14 protein-coding genes are annotated in these 14,987 nt (G+C 56.4%); 6 read left to right on the forward strand and 8 right to left on the reverse strand.

Going from position 1 to position 14,987, the window contains the following annotated elements; translation table 11 throughout:
* Position 1: 1 nt before the first annotated feature.
* Positions 2-2,710: a cation-transporting P-type ATPase gene (locus tag L466_RS04345; RefSeq protein WP_032681516.1), complete on the reverse strand. Its 2,709-nt coding sequence runs from the start codon at positions 2,708-2,710 to the stop codon at positions 2-4.
* Positions 2,711-3,198: 488 nt separating this feature from the next.
* Between L466_RS04345 and L466_RS04340 the strand changes: the two genes are divergently transcribed.
* Positions 3,199-3,447 (forward strand): DUF1158 domain-containing protein, encoded by a 249-nt coding sequence (locus L466_RS04340; protein WP_025204775.1) that lies wholly within the window; start codon positions 3,199-3,201, stop codon positions 3,445-3,447.
* A 60-nt stretch (positions 3,448-3,507) separates the two neighbouring features.
* On the opposite strand, the gene L466_RS04335 is transcribed toward L466_RS04340, so the two are convergent.
* Both L466_RS04335 and L466_RS04330 read right to left on the reverse strand, forming a co-directional pair.
* Entirely contained in the window at positions 3,508-3,849 is a 342-nt protein-coding gene (locus tag L466_RS04335) for a RamA family antibiotic efflux transcriptional regulator (protein ID WP_020885132.1), read from the reverse strand.
* Positions 3,850-3,881: 32 nt separating this feature from the next.
* The gene (locus L466_RS04330) at positions 3,882-4,985 is read right to left on the reverse strand and encodes an MBL fold metallo-hydrolase (protein WP_032681517.1); all 1,104 of its coding nucleotides are present in this window, start codon (positions 4,983-4,985) and stop codon (positions 3,882-3,884) included.
* Positions 4,986-5,175: 190 nt separating this feature from the next.
* Between L466_RS04330 and L466_RS04325 the strand changes: the two genes are divergently transcribed.
* From L466_RS04325 to nfsB, 3 genes are all read left to right on the forward strand, one after another.
* Positions 5,176-5,766, forward strand: coding sequence for a TetR/AcrR family transcriptional regulator (locus tag L466_RS04325; protein ID WP_020885134.1), 591 nt, complete (start codon positions 5,176-5,178; stop codon positions 5,764-5,766).
* Positions 5,756-6,124, forward strand: a complete 369-nt coding sequence (locus L466_RS04320) for an MmcQ/YjbR family DNA-binding protein (protein ID WP_020885135.1) — start codon at positions 5,756-5,758, stop codon at positions 6,122-6,124. The genes L466_RS04325 and L466_RS04320 overlap by 11 nt, the downstream gene beginning before the upstream one ends.
* Before the next feature lie 121 nt (positions 6,125-6,245).
* The gene (nfsB, locus tag L466_RS04315) at positions 6,246-6,899 is read left to right on the forward strand and encodes an oxygen-insensitive NAD(P)H nitroreductase (RefSeq protein WP_032681518.1); all 654 of its coding nucleotides are present in this window, start codon (positions 6,246-6,248) and stop codon (positions 6,897-6,899) included.
* A 122-nt stretch (positions 6,900-7,021) separates the two neighbouring features.
* Here the strand turns inward: nfsB and L466_RS04310 are convergent, their stop codons facing one another.
* Complete coding sequence (locus L466_RS04310; RefSeq protein WP_032681519.1) at positions 7,022-8,056, reverse strand: hypothetical protein; 1,035 nt, start codon at positions 8,054-8,056, stop codon at positions 7,022-7,024.
* On the reverse strand, positions 8,053-8,922 hold the full coding sequence (locus L466_RS04305; protein ID WP_014168966.1) for a helix-turn-helix transcriptional regulator: 870 nt from the start codon (positions 8,920-8,922) through the stop codon (positions 8,053-8,055). Before L466_RS04305 ends, L466_RS04310 begins: the two co-directional genes overlap by 4 nt.
* 107 nt (positions 8,923-9,029) lie before the next feature.
* Here L466_RS04305 and L466_RS04300 point away from each other — a divergent pair, with 107 nt between their 5' ends.
* Both L466_RS04300 and L466_RS04295 read left to right on the forward strand, forming a co-directional pair.
* Complete coding sequence (locus tag L466_RS04300; RefSeq protein ID WP_032681520.1) at positions 9,030-10,466, forward strand: MFS transporter; 1,437 nt, start codon at positions 9,030-9,032, stop codon at positions 10,464-10,466.
* A 66-nt stretch (positions 10,467-10,532) separates the two neighbouring features.
* Positions 10,533-11,777: a mechanosensitive ion channel family protein gene (locus L466_RS04295; RefSeq protein WP_014168964.1), complete on the forward strand. Its 1,245-nt coding sequence runs from the start codon at positions 10,533-10,535 to the stop codon at positions 11,775-11,777.
* Here the strand turns inward: L466_RS04295 and L466_RS04290 are convergent, their stop codons facing one another.
* The 3 genes from L466_RS04290 to L466_RS04280 all read right to left on the reverse strand — a co-directional run bounded on the left by L466_RS04290 (position 11,778) and on the right by L466_RS04280 (position 14,985).
* Positions 11,778-12,749 (reverse strand): LacI family DNA-binding transcriptional regulator, encoded by a 972-nt coding sequence (locus L466_RS04290; RefSeq protein ID WP_025204778.1) that lies wholly within the window; start codon positions 12,747-12,749, stop codon positions 11,778-11,780.
* A 75-nt stretch (positions 12,750-12,824) separates the two neighbouring features.
* Positions 12,825-13,967: a Gfo/Idh/MocA family protein gene (locus L466_RS04285; RefSeq protein WP_032681522.1), complete on the reverse strand. Its 1,143-nt coding sequence runs from the start codon at positions 13,965-13,967 to the stop codon at positions 12,825-12,827.
* Complete coding sequence (locus tag L466_RS04280; RefSeq protein WP_032681523.1) at positions 13,960-14,985, reverse strand: sugar phosphate isomerase/epimerase family protein; 1,026 nt, start codon at positions 14,983-14,985, stop codon at positions 13,960-13,962. The genes L466_RS04285 and L466_RS04280 overlap by 8 nt, the downstream gene beginning before the upstream one ends.
* Positions 14,986-14,987: the final 2 nt, after the last annotated feature.

The raw sequence follows: 14,987 nt of genomic DNA on the forward strand, positions 1-14,987 counted from the left end.
GTTATGCAGCCTTACGGAACCTGCGGGTCAGTCGCTTCTCGATTTCAACAACGAAGAACATCATCGCGGCTACCGCCAGCGTGACGAACCAGTAGCGCAGAGGCAGCGCTTCCGTGCCGAAAAGCATCTGCATAAACGGCAGGTAGATGATTGCCGCCTGGAGCAGGAACAACACGCCTGTGACCAGCCAAATCCCTTTGTTCGCCAGCAGGCCACGGTTCAGGGAGAACCCTTCAGTGTTGCGGCAGTTAATCATGTATACCCACTGGGCGCAGACCAGCATCTGCAGCAGCACGGTACGGATGAACTCCGCGCTGTGGCCGCGCGGTGCCAGCCAGGCTTCCAGCGCAAAGGCGGCGATGGCAATCATGGTCCCGACGAAGGCCACGCGCCATACGGCGTACGCATCCATCACGTGCTGTCCGGTCTGACGCGGCGGACGCTTCATGATGTTGCGCTCAGCGGCTTCAAAGGCCAGGCCAAAGGAGAGCGTGGCGGAGGTTGCCATGTTCATCCACAAAATCAATACCGGCGTCAGCGGGATAATGTTTCCTGCCAACAGCGCAATAACAATCAGCAACCCCTGCGCCAGGTTGGTCGGCATAATGAACAGAATGGTTTTCTTCAGGTTGTCGTAAACGCGACGCCCCTCTTTTACCGCGCTGGCGATGGTGGCGAAGTTATCGTCGGTCAGGACCATATCCGCCGCCTCTTTGGTCACTTCGGTGCCTTTAATGCCCATTGCGATGCCCACGTCCGCCTGGCGCAATGCCGGAGCGTCATTCACACCGTCGCCGGTCATGCCCACGATCTCACCCTTGTCCTGCAGGGCTTTCACCAGGCGCAGCTTATGCTCCGGGCTGGTACGGGCGAAAATGTCATATTTCACCGCGGCGTCTGCAAGCTCAGCGTCGTCCATTTTCTCCAGCTGGTAGCCCGTCACCGCCTGCTCGCTGTTGGTGATCCCGAGCATCTGACCGATGCTCATTGCCGTCTGCGGGTGATCCCCGGTGATCATCTTCACGCGGATCCCGGCCTGCTGGCAGGCATGAATCGCATCAATCGCTTCAGGACGCGGTGGATCCATCATTGCGGCAATACCGAGGAAGATCAGCCCGTGATTCAGATCGTCATGCGTCAGCGCCTGCTCACCGTTCGCCGGTTTGAACGCCGCGGCAACCATACGCAGCCCCTGACGTGCATAGCGCTCCATCTCGGTTTCCCAGTAAGCGCGGTCGAACGCTTCAGCGCCGTTACGGGCCTGCTGCTGTTTACACAGCGCGAAAATCACGTCCGGCGCGCCGGTAATCAGGATGTGCTCCTCGTGACCAATCTGATAGTGGGTGCTCATGTACTTGTACTGCGAATCGAACGGGATCTTGTTAATCAGGGTGGTCATCACCGGCTCAAGATGCGCCTTCGCCGCCAGCACCTTCAGCGCCCCTTCGGTCGGCCCACCGGTGATGCCCCACAGACCGCGTTCGTCCTGAATCAGCTGGCTGTCATTACAGAGATCGACAGTGCGCAGGTACTGCTCCAGCACGGTGCCCGGCTGGATCTGCATCGGCTCGTCGCTGCCTTCCAGGTAAATGTTCCCCACCGGCTCGTAGCTGTTACCGTCCACGCGGTAGCAACTGTCGGCAGTAATGATGGCTTTCACCGTCATCTCGTTCATGGTCAGGGTGCCGGTTTTATCCGAGCAGACCACGGTCATCGCCCCCAGGGTTTCAACCGTTGGCAGCTTGCGGATAATCGCCCGCTTGCGTGCCATCGCCTGCACGCCAAGAGAAAGGATGATAGAAATAATGGCTGGCAGACCTTCCGGCACGGAGGCGACCGCCAGGCTAATCAGAGAGAGCAGCAGCTCGCCCATGGGGATTTCGCGGAACACCAGGCTGAAGACAAACAGTGCCGCCATCATCGCCAGAATAATGGCGAAGATCGCTTTCCCCAGCTTGTCCATCTGCACCAGCAGCGGCGTACGATGCTTTTCAATACCCGCCATCATCTGGTTAATGTGGCCAAGTTCAGTCTCTTGCCCGGTGGCAATGACCACGCCAATGCCGCCCCCTGCACTCACGGTCGTACCGGAAAAGACCAGGTTAGTGCGGTCGCCCAGCGGTAATTCACCGGTCAGCGGATTAATGTGTTTATCCACCACGGTAGATTCGCCGGTCAGAATAGCCTCTTCCACGCGTAAATTATGCGCTTCGATTAAACGCATATCCGCCGGAATACGATCCCCCGCGCGTAATACAATAATATCGCCCGGGACTATTTCAGTTGTCGGTAGCGTTTCATGATTGCCATTGCGAATGACGCGCGCTTCGCTGGAGAGCATATTGCGAATACTCTTCAGGGATTTTTCCGCATTGCTTTCCTGAATATGGCCAATTAACGCGTTGATTACCGCCACACCGAGGATAACCAGCGTATCGACCCAGTGGCCCATAACCGCGGTTAATACCGCCGCGGCAAGCAGAACGTAAATCAGTACATCATTAAAATGGGCGAGAAAACGTAGCCAGGCGGGCTTGCCTTTTTTCTCCGGCAACGCGTTAGGGCCATACTGATGCAGACGTGCCTGCGCTTCAGCACGGTCGAGGCCGCTTGCCTGGCTCTGCTTGTTAGCAAGCACTTGCTCAACGGTCTGCAGATACGCCTGCCCACCAGCAGGTGGCATGTTCTGAGAGAGATTTTTTTTGGTCATCGTATTTTTCCTTCAATATACGGTGGACGGAAGCCTGAATTCCTTTCTGGCTTTAATAAATTCATTTTTAAGGCTTGCGGGTAAAATTGATCTACCGCAATATAATTACTGCCGGGATATTCAAAACTAATAAATATTATTCGAATACGATGATTTTTACAAAATATTTCTAAACCAACGCTAAACGAGGAGGAACCATGTTTGGTATTTATCGCGCACGCCGCCTGGCGTTATACATTGTCGCAGCCATTGTTATTGCCACGTTAATTGGATATAGCACTTATATGTTTGTAAAATTATTTGCATGACAAGGACATTTATTTACATAACGCGATAATAATTTAATCGCTTCTGAGAGATTATTCTCTTTCTGTTATTTATTCGCAGAAAAGTGCATTTGATTTAACAAAAAACGTCTGCCGGGTTTATATTGCTTTACGTTCCGCGATGCCGGACAATGACATTTTTAACTGACGATTAACATTAAGATGAAACACCCGTTAGAATCGCTGCTCACAGCGGGGGGCATTTTGTTGATGGCCCTGCTCTCCTGCCTGCTGTTACCTGCGCCGTCGCTTGGGCTGGTGCTGGCGAAAAAGCTGATGACGATCTTCCACATGGTCGATCTTAACCAGCTGTACACCATTTTGTTCTGCGTGTGGTTTTTACTGCTTGGCGCCCTCGAATTCTTCATCCTGCGTTTCGTCTGGCGTCGCTGGTTTTCACTGGCATCGTAAGTAAAAAAAAACCGGGTGCGGCTGCGCCTTACCCGGTCGGATTTCTGCATAACGACACGTTCAGTGTGTCCGGCTGTGGTTCTCTTTGCGGTACGCGCCAGGCGGCTGGTTGAAGGTACGGGTAAAGATACGCGTAAACGTCTGCTGCGAATCAAAGCCGTAGCGCAAACAGATATCGTAGACACGCTCGTCCGATTCACGCAGGTCACGCGCTGCCAGCAGCAGCTTGCGTTCGCGAATGTAACGCCCGAGACTTTCGCCCTTATACTGCATAAACAAACGCTGCAGATGCCATTTCGAGTAACCCGCGTGGCGGGCGATCTCTTCGATACGTAATGGCTGGTGCAGGTTGTCGTCGATCCACTCGACGATGGTGTCGATGACTTGAGCGGAAATGGTCATACTGCTCTCCCCCTCTGCTTCTCGCTTAAACATTATTCCCACCACTCACGAAAGGTTTGCGTGGTATCACTCACGTGAACAGGTTCACCCAGCTCCGGCGTCAGTAGCCGATAATTTTTATCTTTGCTGGCCTGCGCCAGCTGGATCAGCGGATCGTTCCAGGTGTGTTTCGCCAGCACAAAGCGTCCGTTATGACCGGGCACGACAGCTTTCGCGTTAAGGTCAGCCGACGCCTGTGCCGTTTCCGCCGGCATCATGTGAATGTACTTCCAGTCCCGATCGTACTGGCCGTTTTCCATGATGGCTAAATCCACCTCGCCGAACTGCTCACCGATGGCCCTGAAGTGCGGGCCGTAACCGGAGTCTCCGCTGTAATAAACCTTCTGCGCCGGCGTGACGAACATAAAGCTCCCCCACAGGGTTTGATCGCGTTTAATCCCGCGTCCGGAGAAGTGACGTGCCGGCAGGACGTGCACCGTTAAGTCATCACTGATGCGCACCGACTGGTTCCAGTCGCGCTCGTCGATAATTTCCGGCTTCATGCCCCAGTAGCGCAGATGAGATCCAACGCCCAGCGGGGTAACCACACGTTTCACCTTCGGCAGTAACGCCCTGATGGTGGCGTAATCCAGATGATCGTAGTGATCGTGGGAGATGATCAGCAGGTCGATCTCCGGCATGTTCTGCGCATGCCAGGGATACTCGCCCGCAAAAGCTTTATTAAGGAACGAGAACGGCGCGGCATAGTTACTGAGCACCGGGTCAATCAGAATACGTTTACCCGCCAGCTGCATATACCACGACGAGTGACCGAGCCAGACCAGCGTGTCCTGCTCCAGCGGCAGACTGGCGAGATCGGTTTTCACCAGCGGCAGCGGCTGCGCGGGACGGGCATTTTCGGTTTTGCGGGTCAGAAATTGCCACCACGCTACCAGCATATTTTGCTCGCCGGTGAAGCCCGGTGTCGGCAACGTATTGTGGAACTTCCCGTCGCGATACTGCGGGGAGGCCTCCACTTCGGTAAGCTGCGCACCCTGCGGTGGCTGGCCAAATCCAGGATTCAGGATAAAAGGTAAACTCGCAGCTGAAGCAATAATCATGACGAACACCACGCAGATGAATAGAGGCTTTTTCATATCCTGACCCGAAAACGCGCCCCATCCGATGGTTTACGCGGGTTGAACTTGATTATGAGTGAGTAAGCACTCATTATAGATATGATGATAAAGTCGTCAAGACGTTTTCGATCTTTGACATTGCGCGTTGCAGCCTGTCAAAGCACGTGTTTCAATCAAGGTTTTTACAATTGACAGGAGGAACAATTTAGTGGCACGTCCGAAGAGTGAAGATAAAAAACAGGCCTTACTGGACGCAGCAACCGCTGCATTTGCACAGTCAGGTATTGCCGCCTCAACGGCCTTAATTGCCCGGAACGCGGGCGTCGCTGAAGGCACACTGTTCCGCTACTTTGCTACCAAAGACGATCTGCTGAATGCCCTCTATCTGCACCTGAAGCAGGATCTCTGCCAGACGATGCTGGCGGAGCTTGATCGCACGCTCACCCTCCCCAAAGAACATACCCGCAATATCTGGAACAGCTACGTGGACTGGGGCATCCGTAATCCTGTCGCTCACGCCGCCATTCGCCAGCTTGGGGTCAGCGAGAAGATCAGCGCCGAAACGGAGCAGGCCGTGCAGGAGATGTTCCCGGAGCTGCATGAACTGTGCCGTCGCGCAGTGCGCCCGGTATTTATGTCCGATGAGTTTCGTACCTTTGGTGATGCCATGTTCTTATCGCTTGCCGAAACCACCATGGAATTTGCCACCCGCGATCCGTCCCGCGCCGTCGATTTTAAAGCGCTGGGCTTTGAAGCCATGTGGCGTGGACTCGCCTCCGAGGATATTGATGGACAGTAAATCGCTGCAGGAACACGCCAAACGCGTGGCGCTGGAACTGCCGTTCACCGAACACTGCTGGCCGTTCGGGCCGGAATTTGATGTGTTTAAAGTGGGTGGCAAGATTTTCATGATTGTTGCGGTTGCTCACGGGCGACCGCATGTCAGCCTGAAATCCGATCCGGAAAAATCCCTGTTAAACCAGCAGATCTACCGCGGCGTTGAGCCGGGGTATCATCTCAATAAAAAGCACTGGATTTCACTCTACGGCACCGACGATGTTACGCCGGAACTGGTGGCCGATCTCATCAACGACTCCTGGAATCTGGTCGTCGATAAGCTGCCGAAAAAAGACCAGAAATGGATCAGGCCGCGCTGATTGTTCGTCTGAGACGAACAGATTAAGCGCTCAAAATGCACTTATCTTTTCCCGCTTCGCACGGTAATCTGCACTCCTTTTCGCGCCCGCACGCGGGCGAATTTTATCACCAGGAGTTGTTATGGATATCCTTTCCGTTGCCCTGAAACGCCACTCCACCAAGGCGTTTGACCCAAGCAAGAAACTGACCGCTGAAGAAGCGGAGAAGATCAAAACCCTGCTGCAGTACAGCCCGTCCAGCACGAACTCCCAGCCGTGGCATTTTATTATTGCCAGCACTGAGGAAGGTAAAGCGCGCGTGGCCAAATCTGCGGCAGGCACTTACGTGTTCAACGAACGCAAAATGATGGACGCCTCTCATGTGGTGGTGTTCTGCGCGAAAACCGCCATGGACGATGCGTGGCTTGAGCGCGTCGTCGATCAGGAAGAGGCAGACGGTCGCTTCAACACCCCAGAAGCAAAAGCGGCGAATCACAAAGGTCGTTGCTATTTTGCCGACATGCACCGCGTGGATCTGAAAGATGACGACCAGTGGATGGCGAAACAGGTTTACCTCAACGTCGGTAACTTCCTGTTAGGCGTGGCCGCGCTGGGCCTGGATGCCGTACCCATTGAAGGTTTTGACGCCGCCATTCTCGACGCAGAGTTTGGCCTGAAAGAAAAAGGCTTCACCAGCCTGGTGGTGGTCCCGGTTGGACACCACAGCGTGGAAGATTTCAACGCCACGCTGCCAAAATCTCGCCTGCCGCTGAGCACGATTTTGACCGAGTGCTAAGACAAACGGGCCGCAACTGCGGCCCGTTTTCAATCACGCGTCATCTGCCTGGTTTCGCCATTGAACCAACATCTCACACAGACGGCGTTTTCTGCGTCTTCCCAATAAAAACGCGTAAAAACTTACTTCTCCGCACGCCCGGCATGCCAGATCCGCTCCGCATACCGCCCTATCACCGCCAGCGACGCCGCCAGAATCAGGAAGAACACCACCTTGTTCATCCCATCCCAGAAGTATTCGAAGTAGCGGGTATAGAGGTTAATGGCGAGGAACGTCAGGCCAAACCCGCGCAGCATGCCGTCGTCAGTTTTCAGACTGACGTAAATACAGAGAACCGCTGCCACCGCAAACAGCAGCGCCCACGGCAGCAACGAGGCCTGGGTCACGCTGTACCAGTTATCGATATCGTAATTACCGAATATCGACATGATCCACAGGGCGACAAAGAGATACGTCAGCCCCATCGCTTTACTGGTGGTGTAGAGATGACGGGACTGCAGCACAGCGCGCAGGATCCAGCACAGGGCCAGCAGCGCGCCGCCGAAAAAGATAAAGCGCACCGGATAGTTCATCCCCAGCCAGTAAGCGCCCCAGCCGGACATATAGCCCGTCTCCGCGCCAAACCAGTTGCCAAGCGAGAGCAAGAAGAACAGCCAGACCAGGCCGGAGCGGCCGAAAAAGCCTACCAGACCATAGACGGCACAGCCGGCCAGGAACAGGGGCGCGATGTGGCCGCTGCCATTATCCAGCCGTTCACCCAGCTGCCAGAGCGCGACGGCGGTAAACAAGACTCCGAGGAACAAAATCGCTTCGGTACTGTAATGCCACTGCGTCTCCCGCCGCTGGCGGCTGAAGCCCCACAAATAAAACAGCACGGCCAGCAGTGCCGGCAGCCCGATGCGGGCAAGGGAGGAAAAAGCGAAGAATTCGATAATGCGCGCCATCAGTTCGCTGTCCGAAAACAGGCTGCCGATGGCGATAATGGCGCAGGCAAGTGCCGTCCAGAAGGCGTAGCGGCTCAGCCGCTGCCAGTCCATGGTCACGCGTTGAAGCGTACCGGCCAGCCGCTGATGGTCGTCAGCGGTTAATGTGCCTTCCTGTTGCCACTCGTTGAGTGCGCGGCGTAGCAGCCGCTCCTGTTTGCCGGTAACCTTCATTTTGCCTGCTCCGTCAGCCATTCCATTGCTCTCTCCCCGGCTTCATCTACTGGCAGATACACCAGCAACCGGGAACCGTTTCGTGGAGCAGAGTACCAGTACATCTGCTGCAGGGTAAATTCCCCAAGCTCAGGATGGGTAAACAACTTGAGCTGGTTTTCCACACCGCGCACGTCATTGCGCTGATGCCACAGATTTTTAAACTCCTCAGACACCGCAAAGAAGCGCGCCAGTTTGGCTTCCCACAGCGGGTCACCCCGGTGCTCGGCCATCGCCGCCCGGAAATAGGAGACAAAGACGGGCAGCACATCGTCACGTCTGCCGAGACGGGCGCGCCATGCCGGGTGGGTCAGGAACAGATAAATACAGTTGCGGTCTTCCGGGGGGATCGCATTGAAATCGACACCCATCAGATGACCAAAGCTGTCGTTCCAGGCCACGATGTCGAAATTGGGTTTCTGAATGCTGGCCGGTTTCGGCATCAACGTATCAAGCAGGCGGCGCGTGCCTTCGCTGATCCCTTCACAGCAGGTGGCCTGCGGTGCTTCACCCGGCGGTAGCCCGGCCAGCACAAAAAGATGGCGCGCTTCGGTCGGGGTACATTGCAGCGCTTTTGCCACGGCGGCCATCACCGCGCTGGAAGGATTGACGTCCCTGCCCTGCTCAAGCCAGGTGTACCAGGTCACCCCGACGTCCGCCAGCAGGGCCACCTCTTCACGGCGCAGCCCGGGCGTGCGGCGTCGACCGCTGCGCGGCAGGCCGAGCCGCTGCGGATCGAGGCTTTCGCGTCGGGCGCGTAAAAACGCACCAAGTTGTTTTCGGGTGTCATCCTTGAGCGAGACGACGGGTTCAGACATCAGCGCCATAAATCCCCCTGCATGGTAGTGCCAGTACCAGTATAAGCAAGAACTGGTACCCGTTTATCAGATCGTTGATGCTACGACCATCTGTTGAATGACGCAATGGAGTTACCATGAATACGTCAGTCGTTTCACCGGGCCGCGCAGGCCTGATATTGCTGTTAACCGGCCAGATGCTGCCGCTGATTGATACCTCAATCACCAACGTGGCGCTGGATGCTATCACCCATTCGCTGCACGCTACGGCCACCGAGCTGGAATTAATTGTTGCCCTCTACGGTGTGGCCTTTGCCGTCTGCCTTGCCCTCGGCAGCAAGCTGGGGGATAACCTTGGCCGCCGTCGTCTTTTCATGTGGGGCGTGGCGAGCTTTGGCCTGGCCTCGCTGCTGTGCGGAATGGCAGGCAACATTGAACAACTGCTGGGCGCCCGTATTCTTCAGGGGGCTGGCGCGGCGCTGATCATGCCGCAAATTCTCGCCACCCTGCACGTAACGCTGAAAGGCACGGCCCACGCGAAGGCCATCAGCCTCTTTGGCGGCATCGGCGGCATCGCGTTTATCGTCGGCCAGATGGGCGGAGGCTGGTTGGTATCGGCGGACATTGCCGGCCTCGGCTGGCGTAACGCCTTCTTTATCAACGTGCCAATTTGTCTGGTGGTGCTGGCCATGAGCCGCCGCTACGTGCCGGAAACCCGCCGTGACACGCCATCAAGCATTGACTGGACGGGCACCGTCCTGCTGGCGATCATCCTCTGCTGCCTGCTGTTCCCGATGGCGCTTGGCCCGCAGTGGCACTGGTCCTGGCCGCTTAAGGTCGCGCTTATCGCCATTATTCCGCTTGCCGGGTTAATGGCCCTCAACGCCCGCAAAAAAGAGCGGGACGATGCGCATCCGCTGATCCCGCCGCGCCTGCTGCAGTTGCGCAGTATCCGCTTTGGCGTGCTGATTGCGTTGCTCTTTTTTAGCGTCTGGTCCGGCTTTATGTTCTGCATGGCGTTAACCATGCAAACCGGTCTGGGGATGGCGCCGTGGCAGTCTGGCAACAGTTTTATCGCCCTGGGTGTCACCTACTTTATTTCAGCGTGGTTTGCCCCGCGTCTGATTGCCCGCTACAGCACCAGTACCATTCTGCTAACCGGTTTGGCGATCCAGATAGCGGGCCTGCTGGCACTGATTGTCACCTTCCGCCTCTGGGGAATGCACAATACCGCGCTGACGCTGGCACCCGCGACCGGGCTGGTCGGCTACGGTCAGGCGCTGATCGTGAACAGTTTTTATCGTATTGGCATGCGCGATATTCAGCCTGATGACGCCGGGGCGGCGAGCGCCATTTTGAGCACGCTGCAGCAGGCGGCGCTTGGACTCGGTCCGGCCATCTTTGGCGCGATTTTGCTGCACGGTCTGCAAAATCATCACGGAGATTACACCCAGGCGATCACCCTCTTCCTCGCGGTGGAAACTGGCCTGATGGTGATCCTCGCGCTGGCGACGCTGCGGGTTCGCCATCGACTGTGCCTGCCGGTGGTGACGACCTGCCACGCCGTCAAATAACCCTGACGAATTTGCATAATAGATCCGCAGCCGCCATTATGGGGCTGCATCAATACAGGAGACGTTATGCAGGAATTAATTGCTCAGGTTGAAGAGTTAGGCATTGAAATTAATCACACCACCTCTTTAGTGATTATCTTTGGTATTATTTTTCTTACCGCACTCATCGTTCATTTTATTCTGCACAAAGTGGTCCTGCGGGCCTTTGAGAAACGCGCGCAGGCCAGCAGCCATTTATGGTTGCAAATCATTACCCAGAACAAGTTATTTCACCGTGTCGCCTTTACCCTGCAGGGGATTATTGTCAACGTTCAGGCGGTACTGTGGCTGCAAAAAGGCAGCGAAGCCGCGGAAATGCTCACCACCTGCGCAAAGTTGTGGGTGATGGTGTATGCCCTGCTCTCGTTCTTCTCGCTGCTGGACGTCATTTTCAATCTTTCGCAAAAGATGGCGACAGCCTCGCAGCTCCCGCTGAAGGGCATCTTCCAGGGGATAAAACTGGTGAGCGCTATTCTGGTGGGGATTTTAATTATCTCGCTGCTGATTGGTCAGTCGCCAGCCATTCTGATTAGCGGCCTGGGCGCCATGGCTGCGGTGTTAATGCTGGTGTTTAAAGACCCGATCCTCGGGCTTGTCGCCGGGATCCAGCTCTCCGCCAATGACATGCTTAAACTCGGTGACTGGCTGGAGATGCCAAAATACGGAGCCAACGGCACGGTCACGGACATTGGCCTGACCACCGTGAAGGTGCGCAACTTCGACAACACCATCACCACCATTCCGACCTGGGCGCTGGTCTCTGATGCCTTTATCAACTGGAGCGGCATGTCGGCCTCCGGCGGGCGACGCATCAAGCGTAGCCTGAATATAGACACCACCAGCATCCACTTCCTCGACGAGCAGGAGCAACAGCAGCTGATTCAGGCGAAGCTGCTTAAGCCGTACATGGCGGCGCGTCACGAAGAAATTTCGCTCTGGAATCAGGAAAACGGTGAAGGCGAATCGGTGCTGAACCTGCGCAAAATGACCAATATTGGAACCTTCCGCGCCTATTTAAATGAATATCTGCGTAATCACCCGCGGATCCGTAAAGATATGACGCTGATGGTTCGTCAGTTAGCACCAGAAGCTAACGGGCTGCCAGTTGAAATATACGCGTTCACTAACACAGTCGTCTGGGCGGAATATGAGGCGATTCAGGCCGATATTTTCGACCATATATTCGCCGTGGTGGATGAATTTGGTCTGCGTATTCATCAGTCTCCGACCGGAAACGATATTCGCTCGCTGGCTGGCGTAATAGCGAAATAATCAGGCGCTGGCGCGGGAGATAAAGCGCCAGTCCATCATCACTCTTTCCGTGGGCGCATCCGGGTTATCGATTTTATTCAACAACAAATCGACCGCCTTGCGCCCAATATCCCGCGACGGCTGTTCGATGGTGGTGAGCGAAATCATCTCCGCCAGTTCCGTACCGTCAAACCCGACTACCGCAATGTCTTCCGGCACGCGTAATCCCGCCTGCTGGATCGCATGCAATGCGCCTGCCGCCAGGGTATCGGAAACGGCAAAGACCGCGTCAGGCGGGTTTTCCTTCAGCAGATTTTGCATCGCCGCCATTCCGGCGCCGAAGCTGAGATCGCTGGCGTATTCCACCGCCTGGTAAGCCAGATCTTTCAGGTGGATAACGCTCTTATAGCCCCGCTCGCGCAGGCGGGCATATTTATAACTCAGGTCGTGGTTAATCATCGCGATCCGCCCGCGCCCGCCGTCGGCAAGCTGGCTGACCGCATGCTGCGAGGCGTCCACATCGTTAATCCCGACGCAGGAGACCGCACCGGCATCGGCGTATTCGGCACACTGCACCCACGGCGCAGCGCCAATCAGGGCGGCCAGCTCAGGAAGCTTTGAGAAGGCATCCATGGTGATAATGCCGTCGACAATTTTACCGGACAGCAAACTCAGCCCCGAACGCGAGCGTTCAATGTCAGAGCCGGAATTGCACAGCAGAATGCGGTAGCCGTTCTTTTCGGCTTCCTCTTCAATGCCTTTCACCACTTCGGCGCAGAACGGGTTAGCGATGTTCGACACCATTACCAGAATCATATAGCTGCGGGCAGTTCGCAGCTGGCGCGCCAGCAGGTTGGGCTGGTAATTACTCTCTTTGATCGCCTGCAGGACGCGTTCGCGGTTTTTCGCTTTCACGGTATCGCTGTTGTTAAGCACGCGGGAGACCGTTGCCACGGACACCCCGGCAAGCTGAGCGATTTTCTGAATGGACATAGCGACGGCATTTCCTGCGGTTAACGTTTTATGCAGGCTACCATAAATTCGTTGCCCGGCGAACCGGGCAACGCGTCAATACGCAACGCGCACCCAGCGCTGTTGCTGATGGCTTTTCACTATCGCATCAATGATATACATGACGTTCGCGCCGTCATGGAACGTCGCAAACAGCGGCTGTGCCGGCATCTCCCCCTGCATCACGGCGCGGTAAAACTGCACCATCATATTTTTAAAGGCATCAGGCCAGCCTTCGATATGTCCGCCAGGAAAATGGGCGCTTTCGGCCACGTCACGGTTCATCAGGTTTGGATCGTCGGAGAGGATCTGGTTTGCCTGCGCGCGATGGCCGATCCAGAGTTGCTGCGGCACCTCCTGATCCCACGCCACGGACCGTTCGCTGCCGTTAATTTCAAACGTCAGCCGATTTTTGCGTCCGGCGCTGACCTGCGAGACGTTAAAACTGCCTTTGCTGCCATCGTCGAAGCGCACCAGCACCGAGCCAAAATCTTCGGTGGTGACCGGTTTGTCTTCATCGTTCGCGCTGCGATCATCCGTGAAGGTCCGGTTTCCCGCCGCACTGGCCTTGCGCGTTGGCCAGACGATGGCGAGGTCGGCCATCACGTCGGTGATCCGCCGCCCGGTCACAAACTGCACCGTGTCACACCAGTGGGAGCCAATATCCGCCACCGTGCGCGACGCACCACCCAGCGCGGCATCCACCCGCCAGTTATAGTCGGTTTCCAGCAGCATCCAGTCCTGCAGATAGCTGCCATGCGTGGCAAACAGCCGACCGAGACTGCCCTCGCGCCTCATGCTGGCCGCCTGGCGCACCATCGCAAACTGGCGATAGACAAAGCTGACGCCGTGTACCACGCCCGCCTGCTCAGCCAGTGCCACCAGCTCGCGGGCCTCCTCCGGGGTCATACACAGCGGCTTTTCGGAAAAAACATGCTTACCCGCCCGCAAAATCTGGCGGTTAATCTCTGCGTGCAGATGGTTTGGCGTGCAGTTATGCACCACGTGCAGATCCGGATGGGCGAGCAGCGCCTCAACGTTCCCGTAAGCATGGGGCACATTCAGCTGGCGCGCCTTTTCCTGCGCTTGTGAAAGCGAGCTGTCGCACAGGGCGACCACCTGCACACTGCCGAGACGCCGTAGCGCCTCAATGTGCGCCGGGCCGATAAAGCCACTGCCGACAATCCCGACGTTAATCATGGCTGCCTCCCGCGGCGAAATCGTCAAACGCGCGCCCGGATACCGGAATGATATGACGACGGATAAATTCGCTGCCTTCGCGGGCACCGGTATCGCCATCCTTAAGACAGCACTCCCACTCCAGCACTGCCCAGCCCTCGTAGTCGTACTGGGTCAGTTTGCTGAAAATACCGGTGAAATCGATCTGCCCGTCGCCCGGCGACCGGAAGCGACCCGCGCGATGGATCCACGGCTGGTAGCCACCGTATGCACCGCTGCGCCCGTTGGGACGAAACTCTGCATCTTTGACGTGAAACGCTTTAATGCGCGCATGGTAGAGATCGATAAACGTCAGGTAGTCCATCTGCTGAAGCAGCATATGGCTGGGATCGTAGAGAATATTGCAGCGCGGGTGGTTGTCCACAAGCGCCAGAAAACGCTCAAACGTCACGCCGTCATGCAGGTCTTCCCCCGGATGCAGCTCATAACAGACATCGACGCCGTGCTCATCAAAGGTGTCCAGAATGGGCCGCCAGCGGGTTGCCAGCGTCTGGAAAGCGTCCTGAAAACGCTGCGCATTGTGCGGCGGCCACGGGTAGAAAAATGGCCACGCCAGCGATCCAGAAAAAGTGGCGTGCGCTGTCAGGCCTAATTTTTCGGAGGCCGCCGCCGCCTGATTCAATTTGCTGGTCGCCCACGCCCGACGGGCCGCGTCGTTACCCCGCACGTCTGCCGGCGCGAAATGGTCAAACGCGTCGCCGTAGACCGGGTTCACCGCAATAAGCTGCCCTTCCAGATGGGTCGACAGCTCGCTGATCGCCAGTCCGTGCTCCGCCAGCGTGCCGGTAATGTCGTCACAGTAAGCCTGGCTCTCAGCCGCTTTCTCCACGTCAAAAATGTGCGGATGATTGCAGGGGATCTGCACGGCTTTGTAGCCCTTACCTGCTGCCCAGCCTGCCAGCCCATCCAGCGAGTTAAACGGCGCTTCTGCGCTGATAAACTGCGACAGGAAAATACCAGGTCCCTTAATCGTTCTCATAC

Source organism: Enterobacter sp. BIDMC 30, from assembly GCF_000534355.1.
In the GTDB taxonomy this organism is placed as follows: Bacteria; Pseudomonadota; Gammaproteobacteria; order Enterobacterales; family Enterobacteriaceae; genus Enterobacter; species Enterobacter ludwigii.

Coding starts and splice junctions, on each gene's coding strand:
- L466_RS04295 (WP_014168964.1), top strand. CDS start 10,533: ATGCAGGAATTAATTGCTCAGGTTGAAGAGTTAGGCATTGAAATTAAT.
- L466_RS04320 (WP_020885135.1), top strand. CDS start 5,756: ATGGACAGTAAATCGCTGCAGGAACACGCCAAACGCGTGGCGCTGGAA.
- L466_RS04305 (WP_014168966.1), bottom strand. CDS start 8,922: ATGGCGCTGATGTCTGAACCCGTCGTCTCGCTCAAGGATGACACCCGA.
- L466_RS04340 (WP_025204775.1), top strand. CDS start 3,199: ATGAAACACCCGTTAGAATCGCTGCTCACAGCGGGGGGCATTTTGTTG.
- L466_RS04290 (WP_025204778.1), bottom strand. CDS start 12,749: ATGTCCATTCAGAAAATCGCTCAGCTTGCCGGGGTGTCCGTGGCAACG.
- L466_RS04300 (WP_032681520.1), top strand. CDS start 9,030: ATGAATACGTCAGTCGTTTCACCGGGCCGCGCAGGCCTGATATTGCTG.
- L466_RS04285 (WP_032681522.1), bottom strand. CDS start 13,967: ATGATTAACGTCGGGATTGTCGGCAGTGGCTTTATCGGCCCGGCGCAC.
- L466_RS04280 (WP_032681523.1), bottom strand. CDS start 14,985: ATGAGAACGATTAAGGGACCTGGTATTTTCCTGTCGCAGTTTATCAGC.
- L466_RS04335 (WP_020885132.1), bottom strand. CDS start 3,849: ATGACCATTTCCGCTCAAGTCATCGACACCATCGTCGAGTGGATCGAC.
- L466_RS04330 (WP_032681517.1), bottom strand. CDS start 4,985: ATGAAAAAGCCTCTATTCATCTGCGTGGTGTTCGTCATGATTATTGCT.
- L466_RS04345 (WP_032681516.1), bottom strand. CDS start 2,710: ATGACCAAAAAAAATCTCTCTCAGAACATGCCACCTGCTGGTGGGCAG.
- nfsB (WP_032681518.1), top strand. CDS start 6,246: ATGGATATCCTTTCCGTTGCCCTGAAACGCCACTCCACCAAGGCGTTT.
- L466_RS04310 (WP_032681519.1), bottom strand. CDS start 8,056: ATGAAGGTTACCGGCAAACAGGAGCGGCTGCTACGCCGCGCACTCAAC.